Raw genomic sequence first — 22,749 nt, forward strand, 5'->3', positions numbered from 1 at the left:
TGATTGTTGGCAAGGGATCGTAGGGTATCGCGTGACGCACTCTGAGTGCATCACATGATGCAGGGGATGAGCGTAGTGTAACCACGCTCATCCCCTGACATTAGCGTATCGTCCCTTTACACCGAGGTGGAAGCGGCGGCTGTTTTTTCCAACAGTAGCTTCGACCGTTTGACCGGGTCGGGAACCAAAACTGGGTAATCGCCGGTAAAGCAAGCAGAGCAGAAGCTTTCAGTGTCTTCTCCAGTCGCCTTTAGCATCCCCGACCAACTCAGGTACGCCAGACTATCCACCTCGATCTGCTGTTCAATTTCAGCGACCGTTTTGGTAGCAGCAATCAACTGGTCTTGATTGTCGGTGTCGATGCCGTAAAAACAAGGGTGCGTCACTGGGGGCGACGAAATCCGCATATGAACTTCGGTGGCTCCGGCATCGCGCAGGGCTTTGACAATTTTCCGACTGGTGGTGCCACGCACAATTGAATCATCAACCATCAGCACCCGCTTCCCTTCCAGGACATCGCGCAGAGGGTTCAGCTTCATGCGAATGCCCGATTCCCGCATACTCTGGGTCGGTTGGATGAATGTCCGTCCGACATAACGGTTTTTGATCAGCCCTTCTGCATACGGAATGCCCGTATGTTGAGAAAATCCGATCGCAGCTGGAATGCCAGAGTCAGGAACCCCGATGATCAAATCCACATCGGCTGGCGATTCTTGTGCCAACTGCCGCCCCAGTCGTAAGCGATAGCTATAGAGGCTTTCCTCGTTCATGATGCTATCGGGTCGTGCAAAGTAGATCATCTCAAAAATGCAGAGTTTGCGCTTGACGGGTTCTGCCCACTGAATCGATGTCAACCCCTGGTCAGTAATCCAAAGCAGTTCACCATGACCGACATCCCGTTGATACTCGGCACCGATAATATCTAAACCGCAGGTTTCCGACGACAATACGTAGTAAGGTTGGCTGCCATTGGTGTCGCTATTGTCGAGGCTGCCCAAGACCAGGGGACGAATGCCGTTCGGATCTCGCGCCGCCATCAGTCCATCGGGCGTGCCGATGACCAGGCTAAACGCGCCCTGACACCGTTTCAAGGCGCTGATGGTGCCTTCAATCCAATCTTTACCGCTGTTGACTTCCTGGGCGATCGCCAGCGCAATCATTTCAGAATCCGTGGTCGTAAGCAATTGGAAATCTGATTTGATCAACTCCTCTCGCAAGCCAGACGTGTTCACCAGGTTGCCATTGTGTGCCAGTGCCAGCTTTCCCAGACGGGTTTCGACGACGGCGGGCTGAGCATTAACCACACGGCTCGACCCGGTGGTGGAATAGCGTGTATGTCCCACTGCCATTTGCCCTGGTAGGCTCATCAAAATCTTTTCATTAAAGACTTGAGAGACTAACCCCATCTCTTTATGGAGATGAACCTGATCACCCTCAAAGGTAGCAATCCCTGCGGATTCCTGCCCGCGATGTTGTAAAGCATACAATCCAAAATAGGTCAGCTTGGCAACATCTTCTCCCGGTGCATAAATCCCATAGACGCCGCAGGCTTCTTCGGGTTTATCGGGACGATTCAAATCGGAACCAGGTTTCACAAACTCTGAAGAATTTTCTCCAGAGGATAGATGGTCGGCAGGATGTGGCATCATGCGAGAATCTAGCTCCTATGTTGTTGCAAGTAATGTAAGGACAGGGAACAGTCACGGAGTTGAGCGATCGCCATTCACCACTACCCAATTTGGCATGGCTAAATCGGTGAACAGTGAGATGGATTTAAACGAGATCAATACCTGAGGATCACAAATTAAATAAAACCCAGACGTTTATTGATGGAAGCGTTGCAACGCAACGCTTCCATCAATAAATTCTTCGGGTTTATTACATCCACGACCCTAAACGACTCAGGATCAAAGGTAATGATCATAACAATTTCTTAATCTACTACCTCAACACTAGCGTAAGGACGAGCCGGAAAGCCACAACCTCAGATTCAAACTGCCAAACGTCGCTCGATGGCATGTAACCAGCGATCGCTGAGCGTTGCAACGTCTAGATTAATCAAACCCAATCCATCGGTCGTCGTGATAGTCAGTGTGTCTTTGACACTACCGACCCGACCCAGTTGTTGCCAATTCCTGCCCAGGTGTGCATCTAGATAAGATTCCCAAGTTTCCACCTGATCTGGAGATACGGATACTAAAATTCGCGCTCCTCCTTCTGCAAAGAGACGGTGATCCCACCGCAGAACCGATGGAGAGGCTGCGGCTGCTTGATCTGGAACCTTTAAGGCGATCGCTGCACCTTTACCTCCACTAATGCAACACTCGGCTAACGCAACGGCTAAGCCTCCTTCGGCACAGTCATGCGCCGATCGCACCCAACCTTGCCGAATCCCGTTTCGGCACACAGCTTGCACCTGCTTTTCCAGAGCAAAATCCACCACAGGCGGCATCCCAGCTACAATCCCGTGGACTGCTGCCAGATATTCCGAAGCGCCAAGGGTGAGGGGTGAGAGTGAGGGAGGTAAGGGAGGTGAGGAGGGTGAGGAGGGTGAGGAAGATGCTATGACCCCATCTCCCCCAACTTCCCCATCTCCCCTATCTCCCCTATCTCCCCCAACTCCCCCATCTCCCACAACGCCCAGCAAATAAATCACATCCCCTTCCGTTTGCCAGCCTTGACCTGCAATGTTTGCTAAATCGGGGATCAATCCAACCATGCCGACGACGGGGGTGGGGTAGATGGGTTGGGGTTTACCATCGGAATCGAGAGTTTCGTTATAGAGAGAGACGTTGCCGCCGGTGACGGGTGTGCTAAATTCCCGGCAGGCTTCCGAGAGTCCTCGACAGGCTTCTGCCAATTGCCAGTATCCAATCGGCTTTTCGGGGCTACCAAAGTTTAAATTATCTGTGACGGCTAAGGGTTCAGCCCCAACGCAACTAAGATTGCGAGCTGCTTCGGCAACTGCCATCTTTGCACCTTCGTAGGGATGTAGATAGACGTAACGGGCATTGCAATCGACGGTTGCCGCAACGCCTTTGGTGAAGGATGCAGGCGATGATAAGTTAGGTGTTTCATCCTGGCTGACTTGTGGACGGAGGCGGACGATCGCCGCATCTGCGCCTCCAGGGAGCAAAACGGTATTGTTTTGCACTTGATGATCGTATTGCCGATAGACCCACCGTTTAGAGGCGATCGTGGGGGTTTCTAATAACGTCAGCAGAATATCGTTCCAGCTAGCGTGAAGCGTTTCACCGGAGGTACCCGAGCGGGGAATTTCAATGCCTTCAGGGGCGCAGGGGGGTAAATCGGCTGCTGTCCATGCCCAGGCTTGACGGGCATAATCGGGTGGTTCGGCTAACAATTCCCGATGGTAGATTGGGGTATTGTCTGCCAATGCTGTAGCCGGAATTTCGGCAGCTACGTTGCCCTGAAACAAAATCCGGACAATTGGTTCAGGAATAACGCGACCTGCGACCACCGCATGGAGTCCCCAACGTTCGAAAATATCGATGAGTTCTTGTTCGCGCCCTTTTTCGGCAACAAACAGCATCCGCTCTTGCGACTCGGATAGGAGATATTCGTAAGGCACCATCCCGGTTTCGCGCACGGGAATTTTATCTAAATCCAGTTCAATGCCGACGCCACCTTTGGCTGCCATTTCTGATGTAGAGCAGGTAATGCCAGCTGCTCCCATGTCCTGGGCGGCAACTACTGCCCCGGTTTGGAAGGCTTCAAGACAGGCTTCAATCAGCGATTTTTCTAAAAACGGATCCCCAACCTGCACCGCAGGGCGATCGTCCATTGAGGCATCACTCAGTTCAGCACTGGCAAAACTGGCTCCACCCATGCCATCGCGTCCGGTCGTAGAACCGACATAGAGAACGGGATTGCCCATGCCTTTTGCCCCCGATATAACAATCTCTGGGGTTTCCATTAGTCCCAAAGCCATGGCGTTGACTAAGGGGTTGCCTGAATAGGCGGGGTCAAAGTAGACTTCGCCACCCACCGTTGGCACGCCAACGCAATTGCCATAGTGGGCAATGCCTGCAACCACACCATTGACTAACTGCCGGGTACGGGCATCATCCAATGAACCAAACCGAAGAGAATTGAGGATGGCAATGGGGCGGGCACCCATGGTAAAAATGTCGCGGAGGATACCACCGACGCCTGTGGCTGCGCCTTGAAACGGTTCGACCGCCGATGGATGGTTGTGAGATTCGATTTTGAATGCCAGGTGCAAGCCATCGCCCATATCGACCACACCTGCGTTCTCGCCAGGTCCCAATAAAATGCGATCGCCTGTCGTGGGAAACTGCTTGAGTAACGGACGGGAGTTTTTATAACAGCAATGCTCTGACCACATCACCCCAAACATACCCAGTTCGGCTTTATTAGGATGTCGTCCGAGCCGATGAACAATTTCATCATATTCATCTGGCTTTAGACCTTCAGAGGCAATTTCTTCGGGCGAAAACGGAGCAGAGGAAATGGCAGACATAAAAGCCCCAGCAACATCAAGACAAGCTCAATTCTAAGTTATAGCGCCACGCGCTCAGCACCAGAATGGTGAGGATTGGAAACGCGGCACGCCGCGTTTCCAATCCTCACCTGTCCTATCTCAATGGCGTGAAGTACAAACTATTGAGAGAGCCGCGCAGAGTGCGGCTCTCTCGCAACACCCGTAATCTAGCCACGCGAAGCGCTATACATTGGGGTGCAAGTTCGTCAAGCACAGAAACGGTGTTGTGGGGCGCTCCGCGCCCCACAACACCGTACTGAATCAACGCCATGTCCCTTCAATTTAGGGTCAATTCGATATCCAGTTAGAGTCGGGACACTGGAGTCGAAAATTCTGGTGAATCATTCGGGTTAGTGGGCTAAAGCAGTCGTATCGTTTTCGGTGTCTACCGCAGGGATAACGCTGGCATTGTGAGGACTCTTGAATGTGGTTTGGGCATTGGGTCGCTGACACGCCACCATGGTCTTCACATGTTCGATTTCGTCGTCTCGAATATTGACAAATACATCGTAGAGATTTTCGACTTTAGGACGACGTTCTTCGGGTGTTCTAGCCGTTTGAAATTCGTCAAACATATAGAGATCACCGTCGCGGTAGTAGCTGATGGCAATTTGGGGAGCCGGTTGGGCTTTCAGGTCTGCCTCTTGATCTTTCAAAAATTGGTCGTAGGTATGATAGGCGTGACCTTCAACCAGTTCCATGAAGTGGTAAGCCGAACGGGGAGAGAAGAAATAAAGGACAACAATAATCCAGTAGTACAGTAAGGCGACGTGACGCGCCAAAAAGCGATCGATCCAATACTGGCTACCGCCCAACTCTTCCATAATCAATAGGTGGTGCAGTTCGTTCCATGATTCTGCAAAGTGGACTTTCAGCCAATCTGCTTTCCGCCATAACCCGAGGGTTTCATACAAATGCAAGACAGACAGGTAAGAAAAGTAGGGCACTCGGGCTACGGTTTCCAGCACGTAAAACCGAGGAATAGGGCGATCGCGATAGACGGTATTGATCACAAAAACTAAAACGCCAACCAATAAGCGAATCATGAAAACTCTCCGAATCCCACAACTAAAGTCAGTGGTAAGCTCACCTTGATCGCTTCGATAGACAGGGATGATTGGTAGACGATGCTGCCAATCATCCCGAACCTGACGAAGTTAGGTAGTTCCCTATGACAAGACATGTGTGAGCTACCTACTTTGCATCCTAGCGATCTCTCAGGCAGCGGCAAGACAGATTCTCAACGGCTCTATAGTGGCGCAAAGTAAAAGATTTGGATGCCTGACCGACTTCGGGCTGTTCTGTAAAAAACCTTTAAATATAACTAAAGCTATTCCACTTTGTTGAACAAGCCTTTGTAATGAGGAAAACTCAGATCAAACTCTACAGTTGTGCCTTGCTGCATGCTCAACAAAGATGACAATGAATCGCACCAATCCCTGTATGGAATTCAAATGTCCGATCCAGTTCATCTTGGATTTGATCGGCAACAAATGGTCAATTTTGATCTTTCGAGAGTTATTTATGGGCGATCGCCGCACCCATGAATTGCTGGAGGCGCTACCGGGGATCAGTACCAAAACGCTGACAGGGCGATTGCGAGAACTGGAGGCGTATGGGCTGGTGAGTCGCACAGTTTATGCAGAAATTCCGCCCCATGTAGAGTATTCTCTGACCGAAAAAGGTCAGGGTCTTCAGCCGGTTATGGCGGCTCTCCATCTGGTGGGGAGTCAGTGGCTAGAGCAAGATGCCTGCCTTTGCCCATTGGATGGTGTGGTTTCGCAAGCCGCATTGCTGAATGAAACCATGAATTTAAATGTGAGGACTTGGGATGGGGTCTTAGAAGATGTCCAGGGATGAATCTGGTTGTTGATCTGGGCTTCGACTCCGCTCAGCCCACCCGACTCCGCTCAGCCTATCTTATATATCTCGAGCGTTGAGCGGAGTCGAAACGCGACAGCAGCCCAGCTCATATATCTTGAGCGTTGAGCGAAGTCGAAACGCGACACCGTGCGAATTCGGGTATTTTCGTTAGCAGTAATCTTCCCGGCTTTCCTAATTCCCTGCATCTGCATCTCACCTGCATGGCATCAGATTCCAGATTTAGCGTCCAGATAAAAAAGTGTCTGGCTCGCTGGACTGACGGACCGATGGAGCATGGACGATAAAAAAATACTTCATTCAATTCCCGGTTTTGTTCAATCGCTGATCCTGCGGCATCGCGAATTTTGTTGGGTTACAGTTTCCTGGAGGTCGTTCCCTTGCCCCGTCTTATCTCTCAAGCTCAGCCTTCTTTGGAGTTTATCGAGCCAGCGTTTAATCCCCTTGTGACCCAAGTGATGCGTCCGCTGCTGCCGCTGTGGCTGCGCTGGCGGGTGCAAATTCCTGAAATTCAGGTCAACAATGCAGCCATTTTGGCGAAGCTCTACGAGCAGTTTCAAGCCGACAAAATTCGCTTTATGATTGCGTTTCGCCATCCCAGCACCAACGACCCGTTGTGTATGGCATATTTGCTCTGGCATGAGTTGCCTAAAATTGCCCGACAACAAGGAATTGTGCTGAAATCCCTCCCCCATGCTCATTTTATTTATGACCGAGGGATTCCGCTCTGGGCAGGCGAAGCGGTGGGCTGGTTGTGTGCTCAGTTGGGTTGTACGCCGATTCGACGGGGCAAAGTTGATACTCAAGGGTTGCGCTCGATTCGTCAATTGTTTGCCAGGGGTCCATTTCCTATGGCAGCGGCTCCAGAGGGAGCAACCAATGGACACAACGAAATTGTAAGCCCGATCGAACCGGGGATCGCTCAATTCGGCTTTTGGTGCCTGGATGACCTGCGCAAAGAAGGGCGATCGCAACAGGTGTTGATTGTGCCCCTCGGAATTCAATATCACTATCTCAATCAGCCGTGGAATGCTCTAGAGCAATTGTTGCGTCAGCTGGAAGAGGATAGTGGTCTGACCAGTGCTTCCCCTCCGGATGTCGCGTCTACAGCAGAGTTCAGCACAGGCGATCGCCCTTTTACCTGCGACCAAGAAGCCCAGCTTTATCAACGGCTATATCGCTTGGGTGAACATTTGCTGACGCTGGTCGAACAGTTTTATGTCAAGTTCTATCATCAAAAACTCGATCGCTCTGCCATCCCGGTCGCAGATACTCCGGCTGTGGATCTGGGAGACGGGACTGAACCGATTGATCAGCCGATTAATCAACACCTGTCGCAACGACTGCAAGCTTTAATGAATGCGGCACTGACCGTTGCCGAGCAATTTTTTGAACTGACCCCCAAAGGCAGCTTTACCGATCGCTGTCGTCGGCTTGAACAAGCAGGGTGGGATCGGATTTATCGAGATGATCTCAAACAATTTGAATCGCTCTCTCCCGTAGAACGAGGGCTGGCAGACCGGATTGCCGAAGAAGCTAGCTTACGGATCTGGCATATGCGGCTGGTGGAGTCTTTTGTCAGTGTTACCGGGCGATATGTGATCCAAAAACCCACGGTCGAACGCTTTGCCGAAACCCTATTGCTGGTTTGGGAAATGGTGGCAAAGATTACCGGGAAAACCGTCTCTGCTCGACCTAAGTTAGCGCCGCAACAGGTGCAAATGACGGTCGGTGAACCGATTGTAGTGGGCGATCGCTGGGAGGCTTATCAAGCCAATCGCCGCAAAGCCGTTGCCGATCTGACTCAAGAGCTGCAAACGGCATTGGAGCAAATGATTATTTAAGGGACTCAACATTCAATGAAATCCCAGTTTTTTGGGGCGCGGCGGAGCCGCGCCCCAAAAAACTAAGATCTGATGAACTGGCAGATCCAGGCTCATTTAGCAGAGAAGTGGAGATAGTGCATCAGGTTGGTAACCAGTGACCCTGGCAGCGCTAACCGTTGTTGTAGATCGGTGAGATTGCGATAGCGACCCAGGCGTTGACGATTTTGCACAATGCTGCGAGCCAAAAACAAATCAACATCGGGAAGGCGCGTCAGCATTTCAATAGAGGCTGTATTGGGGTCAATCGATTGCACGTCACAAATGCTGTTGGCATCGTAATAACAAAATTGCAGCACGGGTTCGTAGGGTCTCAGTCGTTCGACGGCAAGGCTCAGCGCAGCGGCTAAGTCTTCCAGGCAATGAAATTGCACGCCGGTACGACTGAGGGATGCGAGCGATCGCGCCTGGTGGATCGAAAGCCCTGGTAAGCGTAACCAGTCATCGACAGTTGCTCGATTGGCGTCAATTTTAATGCCCAGGCTGGCGGCTACCCGCAACTCTTCAATCGACTGAAACCGATAATACGGATCGTTTAATAGCTTAGAGCGCAAGGGTTGAAGTTGGCTTTTCATACTGTCTCCAACCTGTCTGGCAGAGGCTAACCAATCGAACAGAGCCATGCATGTCTCCTAGCTAATTCGATCGAGCAATTGTCGCCGCTTTTGCTCAAATTCATATTCCGAAAGCAACCCATCTTCTCGCAACTGGTCTAAGTGTCGTAATGCAGAGGCGATCGCCTCCACTCCCGTTGGATCGCTTGCGGTTCCCCCCGTCGGTGTGGCGGTGCCGGGCATCATCCGACCGAGGTTGAAATTGCGATTGAACTCGTCTTGATGCAACGACAAATACCAGAGTCCCTCAATCACGCTGGCAATTTTAGGAATCGGTGTCCAGGATAGAACGAGGTACAGTACGCCCCATCCGGGTTGACCCAAATAAAACTTATGTAAACCTGCAACTGGCGAAAACAAGCCAGCGATCGCCAGAATAACGGCTATTTTTTGGTTTTTAGGCGCGCTCAGCATACTATTCACAGGGGTTTCCGTTGAATGTGCAGATTGAGCGGAATCTTACCGTCAATACCCTGCATAATTCAAGCCTAAAGCAGTCGTCCCGATTTTGGCTTGCGGATCGAGAACTTATTCAAAAAGGAGGGAGAAACATCAATGTCTCCCATCGGCGAATAATAATTTTGCGTAGAGTTCCCATCCGGCAAATCATGATCCGTATTTCTAGCACATCACCTCGTTAAGGATCCTCATAAAAATAACTTGAGTACCTTTTTTGGGAGAGTGCGGCGAAGCCGCACTCTCCCAAAAAAGTTGCGGGGTTTAAGGGTGTAGAGATCCTGAATCGAGCGGGAAAAACTCCGATAGGGTGGTGGTACCCTTACCCCTTATCCAAAAAAAATTGATACAGTACTCAGTAGAAGCTGGGGATACGGGGCGATTAAACATTAAAATTTAACAGGGGGTCTGTCCGTAAAGTATGTATCTTTTGTGTGTATCTTTTGGAAGATATGCCAATCTTATAGACGACTGTTAAACTAAACGTTAGAAGCTAAATATATAGCAGGTTGATGAATATCCCATCAACTCTGAGGTCAGCATTTACCGCATCCACCGAGTATTTATTGATTCTTTGAGACACCGTCTATACGGTTTGCAGTATAGATAAGTCTTTGTAAAACTTTCCGGTATGCGACCGAGCATGGCTGATACTTAAGTAAATTAAACATTCAAATCTGAAATTTAACTCTCAGAGCTTTAAGATCAACCCGCTCAAAGCCTCAATCAAAGAGCAGAAAAAATTGGTTTAGAGTCAGCCTCGATTCAGTCGGTGTTGCGCGTACCGTTTCAGGACTCACTCATCAAGTCACCTGCCCCTCAGTAGTGGATCAAAACCTACTCAGGAGAACAATTGGGCTATCTCCGTATACCACCCGTATACCGCTCTTGTTCATTTACAGTGCTAAAGCTGACTAAAAAATGTCACAGACTGTGTTTTCCTCAGACTGGCTGAGTCAGTTGTCATCCGATCCATATGCCGTGCTAGGTATCTCTGTAGCTGCGGATGATCGCCGTGTGCTGAAACGCTATCGAACGATCGCCAAACTCCTCCATCCAGACAGCTATGCCACTGAAGAACCTTCTACTAAAGAACTATCCAGTCAAATTCTGGCTCGGCTGGTCAACCCTGCCTATCAGCGTCTCAAGCTAGAAAATGGTCGGGCAGAAGCGATGGCAACGTTGCGGTTTCGAGTGCGCCGCACCAGTCGAGAAGAACCGCTCAATCCGCAAATGGATCTGTCTCGGCGATTGCTCACTACACCCGTTGCCGATATTGAAGTGTTTTATGAACAGGCGATCGCTGGTTTATCTGAACAACAATATCAACGGTGCGAGCAGATCGATCAACTAGAGCGCACGATCCAACAGTTGAGCGAACTCAACCTCGTGTATCTGCGGATGAAGATGGGAGAGCCGCTGATCCGCGAAAAACGTCTGGGCATGGTTCCGGTGACGGATGCCCCAAGCATCCAGTTTTCTCCGACGCCAGCAGAAAGCCCCTCTCGCACCAACTACGCATTACGGCATTATCGTCGGGCTGAAGAATATGTCAGAAAAGAAAACTGGCAAATGGCAGTTCAGGAATTACGCGATGCCATCAAAATTGAACCGAATAAGGGCGAATATCATTCTCTGCTAGCCAAAGTGTATTTCATGCAGAATATGGAAGGCATGGCAAAGGTGCATTTTAAGCAGGCTTTGAAGCTAAATCCTCACGACCCACTGGCATTGGAATATGCTCGCAAATTAAAAATACAGCTAGAGCAACCGAGCAATGGTAAAGAAGCCAAAGGCGGTGGTTTGTTTGGCATGTTCGCCAAAAAGCGATAATCAGCGATCGCAGATAACGAGGTGAGAGCCTTACACGAAGTACGATATAGCACTTCGCGCCTGGATCGATCAGGGATGCAAAGCCGCGCAGAGCGCGGCTTTGCATCCCTGATCCGATGGAAAATTGCTGTAAACGAGATCTGCTCAGACTCTGATTGACATATTGACATAGCATGATGGTGTGTGGCGTCGGCATCGTCCACACAAGACAACATCATGACTTTTTGACGACGACCCCATCCACATCCCCTTAGATCTTGCTGAGGGGTGACTGACAGGGTATAAACTTTGGAGTACTTGATATTCTTGTTGATGCTTGGCACTGCCTTATGAACGGGTTTGGCTTCTCTCGTCGCCACTGGCGATCGCTCCTTCAGTCTTTAGGGCTGTTTAGTTTATGTATTGCGCTGATCGTGGGCTGCGGTGGTGCGAAAGATACACCACCGACCGATGGTGCCAGTTCGTCTGCCTCAGGCAATGGTCGAGTGACCATGGGGACGACGTTGAAAGCGCGGACGGTTGACCCGGCAGATGCCTATGAGATTTTTCCGGGAATTTTGCTCTATAACCTGGGCGATCGCCTCTACACCTACAAACCAGGGACAACAGAACTGACCCCGCAACTGGCAACCGAGATGCCAACCATCAGCGACGATGGGCTAACCTACACCATTCCCTTGCGCGAAGGGGTAACGTTGCACGATGGCAGCGACTTTAATGCTGAGGTCATGGCGTTTTCGATCGAGCGGTTTATGAAAAATGGCGGACGTCCGGCATTTTTGCTGTCTGAAAAGATCGCATCGGTTGAGGCAACCGCAGAGTATGAGTTAACGATCAAGCTCAACTCACCTTTTGCCGCGTTTACCTCACTGCTGACGTTTTGGGGTGTGACGCCAGTGCCATCGACTGCCTATGCCATTGGCGATGGTCAGTTTAAACCGGATACATTTGTTGGGTCGGGTCCCTATAAGCTGGCATCGTTCACCACCGATTCGATTAAGCTAGACGTGAATCCAGACTATTGGGGTGACAAGCCGACCAACCAGGGGATTGATATCCAAATCTTTGCCAGCCCTGCCAACCTGTACAATACCTTCCGCACGGGTGGCTTAGATGTGGCATACCAGACGCTTGATCCCGACCAAATTGCCAGCCTGGAGCGAGAAGCCGATCAGGGAGGATGGCAGGTGATCGAAGCCGGGACAACGGTGATCAATTACATGCCGTTAAACCAGAAGATTGAACCGTTTAATGATCTCAATGTGCGAAAGGCGATCGCCTCAATGGTCGATCGCAACCTGATCAACGAACGGGTGTTCCAGGGGCAAGCAGAACCGCTTTACAGTATGCTGCCCAATAGCTTCGATATCTACAAACCCGTCTTCAAAGATGCCTATGGGGATGGTGATTTTGAGAAAGCCAAGCAGTTTCTCACAGAAGCCGGATTTTCGGAAGCCAAGCCGCTGAGTTTTGAAGTGTGGTACCCTTCCGCGTCTACCTCCCGTAGCATCGTTGCCAATACGCTAAAAGAATCGGTCGAAAAAGCGCTGCCCGGTTTAGTCACTGTCGAAGTCAACAGTGCCGAAGGGGCAACCCTGTGGGAAAACGTCGAAAAAGGCGTCTACCCCAGTTTGCTGTCGAACTGGTATCCCGACTACTACGACGCTGATACCTTCGTCGAACCCTTCCTCAGTTGCACCAAGGGGTCTGCCGATACTCTCTGTGAAGCAGGACAAAGTCAGGCGCAAGGCTCGTTTTATTACAGCGAAAAAGCCAATGAGCTGATCCAAAAGCAACGGGCTGAACAAGATCCGGCAGCTCGCGATGCCATCTTCACCGAACTGCAAGACATCATGGCAACCGATGTACCCTACATTCCTCTCTGGCAAAACAAAGACTATGTGTTTGCTCAAGATGGGGTCAATGGAGTGGCGATCGAGCCAACGCAACAGTTCTTGTTATGGCAAATCAGTAAGTAAATATGTCCCGATCCACTGCTCTGCGTTACTACATCCTCTCGCGGATTTTACTTGCACCGTTGATGATCTGGACGATTACGACGCTGGTGTTTTTGTTGTTGCGGGCAACGCCAGGAGATCCGGTCGATGTGGTGTTAGGACCACGGGCACCCGATAGTGCAAAGGAGGCATTGCGGGCACAGTTGGGGTTGGATGCGCCGCTGTGGCTGCAATATTTGCGCTATCTGGGCAGCCTGCTGCGGCTGGATTTGGGATCGTCGATTACCAGCCAGGGCGAGACGGTCTGGCAAATTATTCAACACCATTTTCCGGCAACAGTGGAATTGACAGTGTTGAGTATGCTGATCTCGGCAGCCGTGGGCATTAGTGTGGGGGCGATCGCTGCTTCTAGACCGAACACACCATTGGATGCGGGTGGACGGTTGTTTGGCATTATCACCTATGCGGTGCCGATGTATTGGTTTGGGATGATTTTGCAACTGATTTTTGCCGTGCAGTTGCGCTGGTTTCCTATTGGCACTCGGTTTCCGTTATCGGAAACGCCACCCGCTGCGATCACAGGGTTATATCTGGTGGATAGTTTGCTGGAAGGAAATTTAGCCCATTTCTTTACCACAATTTACTACCTCACGTTGCCCAGTCTGACGTTGGGGATTTTGCTCAGTGGCATTTTTGAACGCATTGTCCGGGTGAATTTGAAGCAAACCTTGCGATCGGATTATGTGGAAGCGGCACGAGCAAGAGGTATTCCCGAAGTTCGCATTGTCGTGGCTCATGCGCTCAAGAATGCGTTGATCCCGGTGATCACGGTGTTGGGCTTGACGGTTGCCTCGCTCTTGGGTGGCGCAGTTTTAACTGAAGTGACGTTTTCCTGGCCAGGGTTAGCCAATCGCCTATACGAAGCGATCGCCTTTCGTGACTATCCTGTGGTTCAGGGTTTAATTGTCTTTTTTGCAGCCATTGTGGCGATCGCCTCTATCTTGATCGATATCCTCAATGCCTGGGTTGATCCCCGGATTCGTTATTAAGCATGATGCTAACGATCAGCGGTGAAAGCGCCCGCCCTTCAGGCGGGCGCTTTCACCGCTGATTTAAGTCTATGGGTCAGGAAGAAACAGCTTGCTGTTTCTTCCTGACCCTATGTTTGCTCACGCCCAGGGCTTATATAGGTATCACCAGAAGTTGTGGGAGGTCAGTGCAATAGGCGTGTATGGATGCAGTGACTGATGCGGTGGCGATGGTTGCCGTTAACAACTTCCTACTTATCGATATCAGAGCTGAGTCTGACGACCTGAACTCAGTCTATTTTGGGAACTGGAGCTACCTCGTAAGGAAACTCCAGTTCCCAAGCTAAACGAGGTCTGTTGTTATCTATCTATCTATCTATCTATCTATCTATTTATTAGGGGTACCGAGAGGATCGGAGTTTACCTTTGCGGATGACTAACTCGATTGGTAATGCCGATTGAGGGTGTGGGGTTGGCGGTAAATTGAGCTTGGCTCGTAGTCTTGACCGTAGGTTTCGCCTGGAGCCTGATAGCGCCAGTTAATCACATTGGGTTTGCAATGGAGGTTGGATTCGGCGGGGGTCTGGGTGTGGACGTTGCCGCGATAGATCGATTTCATGGTGTTTCTGACTAGCGTTTAAACTCAAGTGCTGTGAGAGGAGAGTCTGGTGCGATCGAGGTATAGGAGAAGTCGATCCTTGGCGATCGCCTGCTCATTGCCTCAATCTAATGTTTTAGGGATGGCTGGTATAGGGAACACCGCGATAGCGGAGCGCAACAGGGGACTGAGCCATGTTGCTGACGGTGCGACCCATTTTCATTGCAATGCCACGATATTTGCCGGAAGCTTCACCGGAAACCGATTCAACAGTCGCTTCCGAGGGGTAGGAAAGACCACGATAGTTGAGGTGCATGGGGGTTGACTCCTGAGTTCGTTGGGCTGTGATAGTAAGTACTTCACGCTGGAACAGACAGATTTCAGGGGCAGATTCGTGACTTTCCTCTCAAGGAAATGTGATACTAATGGGCGATCGCCGTGATCGGCATCACGATCGCACTTCGCGCCTGGGTCGATTCGTCTCGCTCATAGCGCTTTGTGCTCGGATAGAACCAGATTATTTTTTGAAAGCCATGCGGAGCATGGCTTTCAAAAAATAATCTGTACTCTGCTCGATTGAAACTTGCTGTGAGAGAGCCGCGCAGAGCGCGGCTCTCTCACAACACCTTGTGCTTCATGCCATTGAGAATTGCTGGTTGGGTCTGTGCTAAGACCTGATTTAGAGTGTGATGAGGTTGAGATGTTGAGGGTTGGCGATCAGTTCTTTGGCAAGCAGATAGCCTGCGATCGTCCAGGTTTGATGGGTGCGAGCCTCTTTTCCAATTAACCGTCCGTCGGGTCCATCGTAATATTCTGGCCATTGGTCGTCGGATAAACGCCGCTCAGCAACGGCGATCGCATGATGTGCCAATTCCCCTCGATCCATCTTCTTGGCGGCTGCCGTCAGTAGCCAGAGTAAAACAGGCCAACTGCCGCCATTGTGGTACGACCAGGGGCGATTTTTGGGGTCGGCTCCCGTAACAATTCGCCAATCAATATCTTCTAATGCTGGATAACACAACTTCATCGGCATATAGCCGACCAGATCATTCCAGCGCAATTCAATCAAATTCAAAATTTTGTGAGATTGTTCTTCGTTTGCCAGCGATGCAATAATTGCCATTAAATTGCCAATCGAGAAGAAGCGGCAATCGAGTTGAGACGGTCCTAAATTACCTGCAAGATAGCCGCCGCCATCGGGCAACCATTTGGCTAACCGATAAAACGGAATGGAATCGGAATAGAGATTGAATTGGTTGAGGACTTCTTCCCCATATTCTTCTACCCGAAACCGATAGATGACATTGAGCCGCTCCGGGTCGATCCAATAATGTTCGCGCAATTGCTTAAGCAATAAGGGCAGGCGCAATTCCACAGCCTGAATCATGGTTTGGTTTTCGTCGTTGACCACCAAAAGTTCTTGACTGGCGCGCAACGCCGCATAGAACAGGGATTGAATATCTAACGGGTGCCCATACAGACCCATCCGACGGTCGATCATGCTGGCTCCATCGGGAACCAACACCATGGCATACATATCAAACCGAGTCACCAGACAAAGTTCTAAAACCAGCCGAATGCCTTCTTGAAAATCGGGACGGCGTGCCAGACTCATGTCGTCGGTTGCAATCACATAGGCACGCAGCAATAAAATCCACCAGAGTCCGGCATCGGCGGGGGCAACGCGACCGATCGCATGATCGCCAAAATCGGCTTTAAGGATTTCTTGCCCGTTTGCCAATTCCACCTTAAAGCTGGCTGGCATCAAACCCCGACTGGGTTTGGAACAATCTAAATGGCGAACTTTGGGTTGCAGGTAGAGGGTGGCTTCTAAGAAATGGCGAACAATTTCTGCTCTACCTTTGATCAAAAACAGCAGGGCTGAGGACACAAAATCTCTGACAAAACATTGGTCGTAATTGAGTGCAGCAACGTTTGAGTCACGGGCAGCGATCGTGCCAATGGGTAGCCCCCGGTAGTAAATAATTGATTTTTCCAGTGCATCCCATGCTTCTTGTTCTAACAGCGATCGCTGGTTCAACCCTTGATCCTCCTTCATTTCACGTTGAGTGCGACCGTTGGATGTTAGACACCTGGCGATCGCACAGTCATTTCAGCCGGATTGAGTTTGGCACTATCAGGAATGGCTGGAAAGAATCTCCTGGTGCCAAACTGTATTGATTTTATTCCCCTTCATTATGATGAATATCATTCGTTCCTGTTCCCCAAATATGGAGCTGGATCCCTGAATTGATACCGTGTTTAGCCAAAGAACCTAGAGTTTTCCCGGAGGGAAAAACTTTACATCCTGTAAAGGTTCTACAACGCTTCGCGCTCGGCTAGAAGCAAATTATTTTTGAAACGCCATGCGGGGTCTAGCATTTCAAAAATAATCTGACCCAGATAGGATTTTCGTGGCGCAGGCGTCGCCCGCGTCACGAAAAATTGTGATTATCACGACCCAGTTTTTAATGAGGCTGAGGTACATAGTGAAATTCAAGTCGGCTGAGCGTTAGCAGAGCGCAATGCTTAGGATCGTGGATTGAATAAGAGCGAATATTAAATCGTTCGGAGGGGCGAACGGCCGTTCGCCCGTACAACAAATCATCGGAGTTATTTAATTCCCATTCCTTATTTAATTCGTGCGATCCAGGGTGAAACGGTGGGAAGAGAGTTGCTGCTGCTGTTGCGACAGCGGTTTGGCTCGCCTGTTGGGTCTACAAGAATTTCATCACAGCGATCGCTGGCAACGTTGATGGCGATCGCCACTGAGCAACAAGAACAACGGCAGCGCAACCAACAACAAGCTGCTGAGAAAGCACGGCTAAAACAGTTAGAAGAGCTGGCTCTTAAAGCCGATGAGCAATGGCAGAAGATTATTCAGTTGATTGAGTTGAAACGACCCAAGGCGTACGATGAGGCGCTTGCCCATATTCTGACCTTACAAGAATTAGCCGTGCATCAAGGTAAGCAAGCAGAATTTAGCGATCGCGTTCGCTCCATCAAACAGACCTATGGAAATCGTCCAGCCTGGCTGGCGCGTTTACTCCAGGCTGGATTTTAAGCGAATGTATTCCTTATGCCCTACCACGCTGCTTACTTCACGGGCGGCATAAAGGTGTCAGGCGGGATGTTGGTAGGGTATTCATGTAATGATTTTTTGTGGCGCGGGCGTCGCCCGCGCCACAAAAAATCATTACTTTTTTAGACTTTTTTAGGACGACCGAGGTGTCGGGCGAAATATCTAATTTGCTTTTTCGAGTTGATCTGCGCGAAACCAAATATTTGGGGTGGGTACCAGGAACCGCACCAGCATATAGTCGCCTCTGGCATCAACAACTTCACCTGCCGTCTCAAAAATGTAGGACGGGAAGCGAGTATCGCTGGCTTTGGCTTCCATGCTGTTTTCTAGCTTCTCTCGGACGGCACGCACCAAATCACCTTTTTTGACTGCCATAGCGGTTGCTGTGAAATGAATAATTAAGAGGTTCTACGCACTATTGTAAGGTGCGATCGCTCACGGAGCGGCATTCTTGGATTGGGAAATCTTAGGGGTTGCGATTGGTTTTAGTGATGAGTGTCCAGCCTTCGGCGTTGCCTAAAACTTTGACTTCTTCTGGTTTAAGTGCCAGTTCCTGGCGGGTATCGGCGTCGAGCAAGAGAAACGGTGTGTTTGAGCGCGTCCATTGTCGCCTGAGACGATCGATATTGGGGGCTGAAATAATTTGGCGATCGCTATAAAACGCTAATGATGGACGATTCACTGGGTCGGAACTATAAATCTGACTGCCGATCGCCGTATGGGTTTGCACAATATATGCCACCGGCTTGACGGGATAGGATTCTGCCAGTTCCCAAACCCAGTGACTTGATAAAACCAGGGTCAGTAACGACAAAAACATCCCCCAAATTAACACCACTAAAAACTGTGCATTTTGTCGAGCCACCAAGAGAGCAGAGGCAATCATCGTGATCGTGACGCTGACCAATACGGCGACCACATCCGGTTCTGGGGCAACATACAGTCCACCAAACGGCACCGTTGAGAAAAGCCCCAGCCAACTATTCAACCATCCGGTAAAGAAAATGGCTCCAGCACTGCTCAACACTGCCAGGAAGGTAAAGATGCTGATCCAGATCGGTGGGTAGGCAGTTGGGGTTTGGCGCACGCCATTGTGTTCGCCACTATCCCACAATGCTGTGACTTGAGCCGCTTCCAGCAATGCCAGCGCCGGATAGATTGGCAGAATATACCAGGGCAATTTGGTCACCATGAGCGAAACGGTGATGAAGTAACCTGCCCCCCAAACCAGTGCTAACTTTGCCCAACTGAGGTTGCGGTTTTCCCATGCGAGTCGGCATCCTTGCGGCAAAAACAGCAACCAGGGAAAGCCGTATTTCACAATTTCCAGCAGGTAATACCAGGGTGGACCCGCGTGGTTTTCGACCGAGTCCCAAACCCGACTCCAGGACTGATCCAGCATATTTTTGTTGAAAAAGTCAGACCCGTAATGCTGCAACTGGATGGTATACCAGAAGCCAACGGGTGCACTGCCCAAAAACACGCCCAACCACAGGTAGGGATGAGTTAGCAATCGGGGAGTATCCCACGCCAGAAAGACAAGGGCGATCGCCGCAAATAACACTCCCAGCATTACCCCTTTGGTCAGACACAACAAGCCAAAGGCAATGCCAATGCCCAACGCAAATCGGCTATCTCGACGCGATCGCAGCACACACCACATCATCAACAGCAAAAAGCAAAGGATGGCACCATCCAACATTGCCAAGCGCCCGTGCCGGACTACCGGCAGCGTTGTTAGATAGATAAGTGCTGCAAATAGGGCAGGGGTACGGCGGTGAAACAATTCTCGTCCCGTCCAATACAACAACGGCACCGAGAAAGCCGTTAATAACGCCCCTGGCAACCGACTCGTCCACTCATTCACCCCACCCAGGTGATAGGCAACCGCAATCAGCCAATGCACCAGCAGCGGCTTATTGAGATAGGGTTTACCCCAAATGCTTGGAAACAGCCAGCTTTGGGAATCGGGTGTGCCCCGCCAGATCTCACGGGCAACCTGAGCCACCGTGCCTTCATCCCAGTCGCGCAAGGGTAATCCACCCAAGTTTGTGCAAAACAAAATCAGCGCTGCGGTTAACAAAACCCCTGTCCACAGCCAGTCAGCACTGTGTTTGCCCTGTAACCAGGTTTTTAGCGCGTGTTTGAACCAACCCAAAATAGCCGACCTCTGATGAATGAGCAAATTGTTCAGTGTTCAGATGTGAAAGCGTCTGCCTGAAGGGGTGCGCCTCTCACAACCCGTTGGGGATTGCTATAGCAACGATGCAACTGGCTCTTTGTTCCCTCTCTCCTCTAAAACGTTACACAATGGTGTGGCATGAATGCTACGTCATGGGCATTGTTTAGGTATATCGCGCTTCACAACTGGATAGGTGATGGTTTTTGTGAGAGAGCCGCGCGGAGCGCGGCTCTCTCACAAAAATTTGTACGTCACGCCCTTAAGACTTGCTATAAAACTCTCATCCGCTCTTAAATAGCAGTGACTCGCTATGCTAACTGCCCGTCGTCTTCGCCCCCGCTCGATTTCATTGCATTGGCTGTTGATTGTCCCGTTTGTGCTGCAAATTTTTACGGCTGTGGGGATCGTCGGGTATTTATCGTTCAGAAATGGTCAGAAAGCGGTAAACGATTTATCTAGCCAATTGATGGATAAGGCAGGTCAGCAAGTGGATGATCATTTGGATGATTATCTATCATTGCCGATTCAATTGGTACAGATGAATCTCAATGCGATCGCCTCTGGAGACTTGAATATTCGCGATCGCAGTGCCAGTGAACGGTACTTTTGGAGACAATCGCAGGCATTTCCAATTCTGGCGTACGTCGGCGATACCTTTCCAGACGGGAGTGAAACTGGGGTTGGTCGATGGGTCAGAGGATTGGACAGCATTATCTACGAAAACTTGCCAGGACACGATAATTCATCCGACTTTATGGTGGATGGCTATGGCAATCGGGGTGAACGCTTGCAGACCTATGACTATGATCCCCTTAGCGACAAATGGTATGCAGATGCGATTGCCGCAGGCAAGTTGACCTGGACGCGGATTTATTCTGCTGAAAACCTCGATATTTCCGTGAGTCAGCTAGGCAATACTCTAGAAGCGCAAAGAGATGTGGATTTGAGTAGCGGGTTCTTTTACGTTGCTATTTCGGCATCGGCTCCGTTTTATGACCAGAGCGGTCAGCTTCAGGGGGTCATGACCATTGATTTGTTGCTCACCCAAATTAGCGAATTTCTGCGTGATCTGCATGTTAGTGCGTCTGGACAGGTGTTTATTGTAGGGCGGGATGGTTTATTGGTTGGCAGTTCTAGCGACCAGTCCATTTTTTATCAGGAAAATGACGAAATCAAGCGCTATAACGTGCTCGACAGCCCTGAACCTGTGATTCGGGCGATCGCCCATAGTCTGCAAGACCAATCTCTACCGTTGCAATCCATTCAAACCCCACAAGACTTGACCATTGTTTTGAATGGGCAACGCCAGTATGTGCAAATCAATCCCTGGAAAGATGCCTATGGGCTGAATTGGCTTGTGGTAGTGACCGTGCCCGAATCAGATTTTATGGCACAAATTAACGCCAATACCCGCACAACGATTATGCTCTGTTTGGCTGCATTAGTGGTGGCAACGGGGTTGGGAATTGTTACAGCAAAGGCGATCGCCCGACCGATTCTGGCATTAAAGCAAGCGTCTAAAGCGATCGCCGAGAGAGCCAGTTCGACCAATGCAGTCGAATCATTAGACCATCACGTAACAACCAGCGGTATTCAAGAACTCGATGCCGTCGGGCAATCGTTTAATCACATGGCAGCCCAATTGCAAACCGCGTTTGCGGCGTTAGAGCAGAGCAATGCCGAACTCGAAGATCGAGTGATGCAACGCACTCAAGAATTGAGTCAAAAGAATACCCAACTGAACCACACACTGGCAGAACTGCGCCGCACTCAAATACAAATGGTGCAAAGCGAGAAGATGTCTGCATTGGGGCAAATGGTGGCAGGTGTGGCGCACGAAATCAATAACCCTGTCAACTTCATTCACGGCAACCTGTGCCATATCGAAGAGTACACCCAGGATTTGTTGGTGTTAATCCAAGCCTATCAGCAGCATTTTCCCAATCCGCCTCAATCCCTGCAAGCTCAGTTAGAAAAGACAGAACTCGACTTTTTGACCGACGATCTAACTAAAATTCTGCGGTCGATGCAAGTGGGGACGACGCGAATTTGTGAGATTGTGTTGTCTCTCCGCAACTTTTCTCGTCTCGATGAAGCCGAATTTAAAATTGTCGATATTCATGAGGGTATTGATAATACGTTGTTATTGCTGCATCATCGCCTCAAGGCAAAAGCCGAGCGTCCTGAAATCCAAGTGATCAAAGAGTATGGTGCGCTGCCGTTGGTGGAATGCTATCCTGGACAACTCAATCAGGTGTTAATGAATGTGTTGAGTAATGCTATTGATGCTTTAGAAGACACAAATGAAAACCGCACCTTTCAAGAGATCCAGGCAACTCCCAATCTCCTTCGAATTCAAACGTCTGTGACGGAGGCTGAGCAGATACAAATTGCGATCGCCGATAATGGATCGGGTATTCCCGAAACCGTGCGATCGCACTTGTTTGATCCCTTTTTCACCACTAAACCTATTGGCAAAGGCACAGGTCTGGGGTTATCGATTAGCTACCAAATCATTACCGAAAAACACAACGGCAAACTCTGGTGTGAATCCGTGCCAGCAGCAGGCACGAAATTTATCATCGAGATTCCTGTGTATCAACCTGTTCCCCAGAAGGAAAGCGTAACCGCGTTAGCACCTGCCATCTAATTCATAAAATCCCAGTTTTGGTGTGGCGCGGCGGAGCCGCGCCACACCAAAACTGGGAT

17 protein-coding genes are annotated in these 22,749 nt (G+C 50.1%); 7 read left to right on the forward strand and 10 right to left on the reverse strand.

Translation table 11 applies throughout. The features are described 5' to 3' along the window. Positions 1-116: 116 nt before the first annotated feature. The 3 genes from purF to ACR6Z4_RS17750 form a co-directional block, all read right to left on the reverse strand. Complete coding sequence (gene purF, locus ACR6Z4_RS17740; protein WP_479718637.1) at positions 117-1,649, reverse strand: amidophosphoribosyltransferase; 1,533 nt, start codon at positions 1,647-1,649, stop codon at positions 117-119. A 341-nt stretch (positions 1,650-1,990) separates the two neighbouring features. Continuing rightward, positions 1,991-4,504 carry a phosphoribosylformylglycinamidine synthase subunit PurL gene (gene purL / locus ACR6Z4_RS17745; RefSeq protein WP_479718638.1) on the reverse strand — a complete coding sequence of 838 codons (2,514 nt, stop codon included), beginning with the start codon at positions 4,502-4,504 and terminating at the stop codon, positions 1,991-1,993. A 371-nt stretch (positions 4,505-4,875) separates the two neighbouring features. After that, the gene (locus tag ACR6Z4_RS17750) at positions 4,876-5,571 is read right to left on the reverse strand and encodes an alternative oxidase (RefSeq protein WP_479718639.1); all 696 of its coding nucleotides are present in this window, start codon (positions 5,569-5,571) and stop codon (positions 4,876-4,878) included. Between the two features lie 376 nt (positions 5,572-5,947). Between ACR6Z4_RS17750 and ACR6Z4_RS17755 the strand changes: the two genes are divergently transcribed. Beyond that, on the forward strand, positions 5,948-6,385 hold the full coding sequence (locus tag ACR6Z4_RS17755; protein WP_479718690.1) for a winged helix-turn-helix transcriptional regulator: 438 nt from the start codon (positions 5,948-5,950) through the stop codon (positions 6,383-6,385). Between the two features lie 401 nt (positions 6,386-6,786). Beyond that, on the forward strand, positions 6,787-8,250 hold the full coding sequence (locus tag ACR6Z4_RS17760; protein WP_479718640.1) for a 1-acyl-sn-glycerol-3-phosphate acyltransferase: 1,464 nt from the start codon (positions 6,787-6,789) through the stop codon (positions 8,248-8,250). A gap of 92 nt (positions 8,251-8,342) precedes the next feature. On the opposite strand, the gene ACR6Z4_RS17765 is transcribed toward ACR6Z4_RS17760, so the two are convergent. Beyond that, positions 8,343-8,912, reverse strand: coding sequence for a ComEA family DNA-binding protein (locus ACR6Z4_RS17765; RefSeq protein WP_479718641.1), 570 nt, complete (start codon positions 8,910-8,912; stop codon positions 8,343-8,345). 9 nt (positions 8,913-8,921) lie between these two features. After that, positions 8,922-9,317 carry an NINE protein gene (locus ACR6Z4_RS17770; protein WP_479718691.1) on the reverse strand — a complete coding sequence of 132 codons (396 nt, stop codon included), beginning with the start codon at positions 9,315-9,317 and terminating at the stop codon, positions 8,922-8,924. Positions 9,318-10,280: 963 nt separating this feature from the next. Between ACR6Z4_RS17770 and ACR6Z4_RS17775 the strand changes: the two genes are divergently transcribed. The 3 genes from ACR6Z4_RS17775 (at position 10,281) to ACR6Z4_RS17785 (ending at position 14,199) form a co-directional block, all read left to right on the forward strand. Further along, a complete protein-coding gene (locus tag ACR6Z4_RS17775) occupies positions 10,281-11,192 on the forward strand; it encodes a J domain-containing protein (RefSeq protein WP_479718642.1) in 912 nt (303 codons plus the stop codon). Positions 11,193-11,521: 329 nt separating this feature from the next. Next, positions 11,522-13,171: an ABC transporter substrate-binding protein gene (locus ACR6Z4_RS17780; protein ID WP_479718643.1), complete on the forward strand. Its 1,650-nt coding sequence runs from the start codon at positions 11,522-11,524 to the stop codon at positions 13,169-13,171. 2 nt (positions 13,172-13,173) lie between these two features. Next, the gene (locus ACR6Z4_RS17785; RefSeq protein WP_479718644.1) at positions 13,174-14,199 is read left to right on the forward strand and encodes an ABC transporter permease; all 1,026 of its coding nucleotides are present in this window, start codon (positions 13,174-13,176) and stop codon (positions 14,197-14,199) included. A 415-nt stretch (positions 14,200-14,614) separates the two neighbouring features. On the opposite strand, the gene ACR6Z4_RS17790 is transcribed toward ACR6Z4_RS17785, so the two are convergent. The 3 genes from ACR6Z4_RS17790 to ACR6Z4_RS17800 all read right to left on the reverse strand — a co-directional run bounded on the left by ACR6Z4_RS17790 (position 14,615) and on the right by ACR6Z4_RS17800 (position 16,835). Then, positions 14,615-14,797, reverse strand: coding sequence for a hypothetical protein (locus ACR6Z4_RS17790; RefSeq protein ID WP_479718645.1), 183 nt, complete (start codon positions 14,795-14,797; stop codon positions 14,615-14,617). 115 nt (positions 14,798-14,912) lie between these two features. After that, a complete protein-coding gene (locus tag ACR6Z4_RS17795) occupies positions 14,913-15,092 on the reverse strand; it encodes a DUF4278 domain-containing protein (RefSeq protein WP_479718646.1) in 180 nt (59 codons plus the stop codon). Positions 15,093-15,455: 363 nt separating this feature from the next. Further along, entirely contained in the window at positions 15,456-16,835 is a 1,380-nt protein-coding gene (locus tag ACR6Z4_RS17800; RefSeq protein ID WP_479718647.1) for a glycoside hydrolase 100 family protein, read from the reverse strand. A 603-nt stretch (positions 16,836-17,438) separates the two neighbouring features. On the opposite strand from ACR6Z4_RS17800, the gene ACR6Z4_RS17805 reads away from it, so the two are divergent. Beyond that, positions 17,439-17,840: a hypothetical protein gene (locus tag ACR6Z4_RS17805; RefSeq protein ID WP_479718648.1), complete on the forward strand. Its 402-nt coding sequence runs from the start codon at positions 17,439-17,441 to the stop codon at positions 17,838-17,840. 180 nt (positions 17,841-18,020) lie between these two features. Here the strand turns inward: ACR6Z4_RS17805 and ndhO are convergent, their stop codons facing one another. Both ndhO and ACR6Z4_RS17815 read right to left on the reverse strand, forming a co-directional pair. After that, positions 18,021-18,233 (reverse strand): NAD(P)H-quinone oxidoreductase subunit O, encoded by a 213-nt coding sequence (ndhO, locus tag ACR6Z4_RS17810; protein ID WP_479718649.1) that lies wholly within the window; start codon positions 18,231-18,233, stop codon positions 18,021-18,023. A 91-nt stretch (positions 18,234-18,324) separates the two neighbouring features. Beyond that, positions 18,325-20,016 carry an ArnT family glycosyltransferase gene (locus ACR6Z4_RS17815; RefSeq protein ID WP_479718650.1) on the reverse strand — a complete coding sequence of 564 codons (1,692 nt, stop codon included), beginning with the start codon at positions 20,014-20,016 and terminating at the stop codon, positions 18,325-18,327. Between the two features lie 334 nt (positions 20,017-20,350). On the opposite strand from ACR6Z4_RS17815, the gene ACR6Z4_RS17820 reads away from it, so the two are divergent. Further along, positions 20,351-22,690 (forward strand): ATP-binding protein, encoded by a 2,340-nt coding sequence (locus tag ACR6Z4_RS17820; RefSeq protein WP_479718651.1) that lies wholly within the window; start codon positions 20,351-20,353, stop codon positions 22,688-22,690. The last annotated feature ends 59 nt before the right edge of the window (positions 22,691-22,749 follow it).

Source organism: Calyptranema fuscum S582, assembly GCF_055793305.1.